Source organism: Coleofasciculaceae cyanobacterium, assembly GCA_036703275.1.
In the GTDB taxonomy this organism is placed as follows: Bacteria; Cyanobacteriota; Cyanobacteriia; order Cyanobacteriales; family Xenococcaceae; genus Waterburya.
In genome coordinates, this window is the sequence record DATNPK010000047.1 from 1 (window position 1) to 3,666 (window position 3,666).

General features: G+C 40.2%; 2 protein-coding genes. One reads left to right on the forward strand and one right to left on the reverse strand.

Going from position 1 to position 3,666, the window contains the following annotated elements:
- Window positions 1–207: 207 nt before the first annotated feature.
- Complete coding sequence (locus V6C71_08980) at window positions 208–369, forward strand: hypothetical protein (protein HEY9768622.1); 162 nt, start codon at window positions 208–210, stop codon at window positions 367–369.
- A gap of 173 nt (window positions 370–542) precedes the next feature.
- Here V6C71_08980 and V6C71_08985 read toward each other — a convergent pair whose 3' ends face one another.
- Window positions 543–2,318, reverse strand: a complete 1,776-nt coding sequence (locus V6C71_08985; GenBank protein HEY9768623.1) for a pre-peptidase C-terminal domain-containing protein — start codon at window positions 2,316–2,318, stop codon at window positions 543–545.
- Window positions 2,319–3,666 lie beyond the last annotated feature (1,348 nt).

Sequence of the window (3,666 nt, forward strand, 5' to 3'; positions counted from 1 at the left end):
TTACTTTTAATCAAACCCTTTTCATCTGTACTTTTGCAAGCATTCCCTCTCTTTTTTGTCCCGTACAGAGAGTGATGAAGACCAAGCTGGTCATCGGGTTAAATAAATTGTGTCCTAACCAGATTTCTTTTACTATTCAATAGTAGTTCCGTTTTAGGGGTAGAGAACTAGCTGTAATTTCCCTCTCACAATGACTTCAGCTATTCATTGTTCTATCAACTTTTTTTGGTGCAAGATCTGAGTAATACTTTTCCTGAAGCATTAGAAGCATTTCGGACAGCCATGTCTTATCGTTTTGTCCAGTGGCTCAATCATAATATGGACGTTTTTACGTCTTATAAAGCTAGTTTGGGCTTTGTTTGGGCTTGATTTTTGTTTAAGTCCCGTTAAGTAGTGATGGCTTGGGAGTACGATAGGCGAATAACTTTACTACTTCCAATCTTCCATAGCCCCAGGATTTAGTGAAAAGAGAGAAACTTTCCCCCTCATCACTAAACAAGTTACGTTGGTCGATTTTGTAGATTTCTATAGACTTTAGCTATTTATACATTTAGGTCGACTTGATAGTAATTATCAAACCAATATTCTCCTTCTACAACAACATTGGTCATGGATCTTTGATGATCGTCTCGATGAACAAAACCATTTTCGCTTCCCAAACCACTACTACCCAAACCCATTTTGGTATCCGTAGGAGTAAAAGGATCATCAGGATTATGTAGATGAGCATCAATATCGGGCGCAATATCTTGATCGGCAGTTAGTCCCGATGCAGCATCATAATAGCCATCGACTACAACATCCCCTGCAAAAGAAAGATGATACGTAATTGGTGTAGCTTCGGTAATTTTATAAATGCCATATTCTTCAGCTTCATTAGTTAGAGATTGACTCGGGTTGCCCCAGGTTTGTCCTGCCAAAAGATCTAGCTCGCCAGGTTGCGAATATCCGTATCCCTGATAGTAATCTCCATTACCATATTCGTAAACAAATCGATAAAAACTAGGTACGTAAAGACCGAGACTATATTCAACATCTGCCGAATAACTCTCTACTTCTATAAGATAGTCTCCTGCTGCTAGATTGTTCAAATCAATACTTTCCAAGGAGGTAGTGCCTATTGCTTCCTCTAACAAACTATCTGCTGAGTCTAAATAATTGTTACCATTCTCATCTCGATAGACTCTAACATCCGCATCTCCAGTACCGCTAACCGCTGTCAGATCGAGGTCGAGACTTCCCGCAGCACTAAGCTGGAAACTATAGGTATCGACTGTATTTTCAGCGTTTAAAGTTCCAGTTTTAGTAACTCCCGCAGTAAGATAGCCAATACTTGTCTCGACGGTGACGGGGGAAAACGTCAGGCGATCGATCCTCGCCCATTCGGTGCCGTTGGGCGTGCCAATAATTTCAAGGGTGTTTCCAGGATTAATAACCAATCCTTCAATAGTATGAATCAAACGATTGCTCTCGTCTGGAAGTCCACCAGCAGGATCTCCGTCGAGAATCAGCGTATCAACCAAGCTACCATTGACGAGAATTTCTATATTGGCTTGGCCGTCATTTTCATCAAAGTAATCAAAAGACAGGTTGTAGGCCCCAGATAAGCTATAGTCGTCTGCGAGTAATGTTGCCGTACCAGAAGCTGTAGTGCCTTCAGGTAAGCCAATGATTTGTTCCCCCGAACTATAGTCTTGAATTTCATAATGCTCTAGATTTAATGATTCGGCTTCAACAATTACATCGGAACTAATACTGGTCTCTCCATTGAGAGACAAAATAGTGGTAAACAAGCTATCGCCAAAATCTAGTTCGGAACTATCTACTCCGTAAAGAATACCTAGTAGCTCGCTACCGCTATAAATAGCAGTTCCCGAAAGACCGAGAATAGTTGATGCGCTCAGGCTGTAACTACCTTTATCTAAGACAACTTGGTCTTGTCCGAGTTCAAAATCATTGATAACCGCGTAGTCGCTATCTCCTGCCTGTGAATAATAATTACCGTGATAGTCACCTAGGTAAAAACGATCCTGTCCTGCACCCCCAGCTAGATAGTCAACCTCGACATGGTTGCCTCTCTGTCCTCCTGAGAGGATGTCATTGCCTTCACCACCAAACAGGTCATCGTCTCTGACACCCCCTCTTAAGATATCGCGATCGCTATCACCACTTAGCGTATCGTTGCCTTCATCACCCTCCAAAGTATCCTGACCAGCATCACCATGCAGTTCATCATTTCCCGACTTAACATATAGATAGTCATTGTCGGTCGTTCCAGTTAAAATGTCGTTTGTTGTTGTACCGTATATTGCACTCATAAGCTTGGTAAATGGTATTTAATAGCAAATCCAACTAGAAACCCTAAAGAACTTTAATGAATGAGCGAACGTCTTTGGATGAATACAGCCCTTTCTACTCTTCTACCAACCCGCATTTGTGTCCAAATCACGCATACTTATTTAAGTAAGACTATGGGTTCGCTACACTAAGATGTTCTAAGATTTCAGTTTCAATTTATATATATGTAAGTTATGTAGTACATATGCTGTTTACTCGGAAAAGCAATAGCAGTATCTAGCGTTGCTGATTTGAAATATGAAATTCCAAAGCAATCTGCAGCGTATTTATAAGCTATAGGCAGCAAACTATAAGCCTTGAGCTTTTTTACTAGTCTGTTTTCTGATTAAAAAGGCAAATCGTACCTGGATTCATCAACACTCGGTATCCTATTGTTAAAATATTACATCAATAAAACACAGGAATTTTGCATATATATCTTTTGAAAAGTTAATCTACAAAATCGCACAAATGTATACAATAATTCGTAAAGTGGATGTAGCGACCCGAAATGTGCGATTCGTTTCTAGGTGAATACATAGCCTAGAGTGTTGGTAAAACATGAAATGGAGGTAAGTAACAACAAAGCAAACCAACATAACTTGTTCACTAATGAGGGTGAAAGTCCCTCCCGTTAGAGGAAGACGTGATGCCAAACCTACCTACATGCAGGTCAATCACCAAAGTGAAGCTGGGAATAGAGGACAATCAGAGGTGTACTGACTACATCACACTGCTGTTAAGTAGGTCGTCAAGGTTAGCATTAAGCGAAATAACCTTAAAAAGTGTCCCAGTCGCAGTAAGGAAAGTCAGAAATAAAAGTTCCTTTACTAATCACAAAATTCTCGCCAACCTATATTTCGCGGATTGGTATTCCTCTAGAGAAGTGATGGGCAAATTGGTTATAACCTAAAACGACAAAACAATTACTAACGGGACTTAAACAAAAATCAAGCCCAAACAAAGCCCAAACTAGCTTTATAAGACGTAAAAACCTGGCTAATGGACACATCTTAATAAAAAGCCAAAGCTATGTAATGCAACGAAGAGAGCGAACACGAGAGAATAACAACTGCTCATAATAATCATTTTCGGCTCGGCAACTGGCAAAACAAGATTCTCGATCTTTGTGAGGTAGCGGCAGTAACGAAAGTAATTTTCTACCTTTGTAAACTATGCCTCTTAACCATAAATACTAAATCGCCGTTGGATAACACAAATGTCCTAAAGGATACCGCTCCGCATATAATTAATAGACTGTGGGCAATGGTAATGGATAAAGTGACGACAGTTATGGATTATGTCCTAAAGGACGACGCGAAGGACGCG

Excerpts from the sequence above, each read along its gene's own strand:
- V6C71_08985 (HEY9768623.1), bottom strand. The coding sequence starts at position 2,318 with ATGAGTGCAATATACGGTACAACAACAAACGACATTTTAACTGGAACG.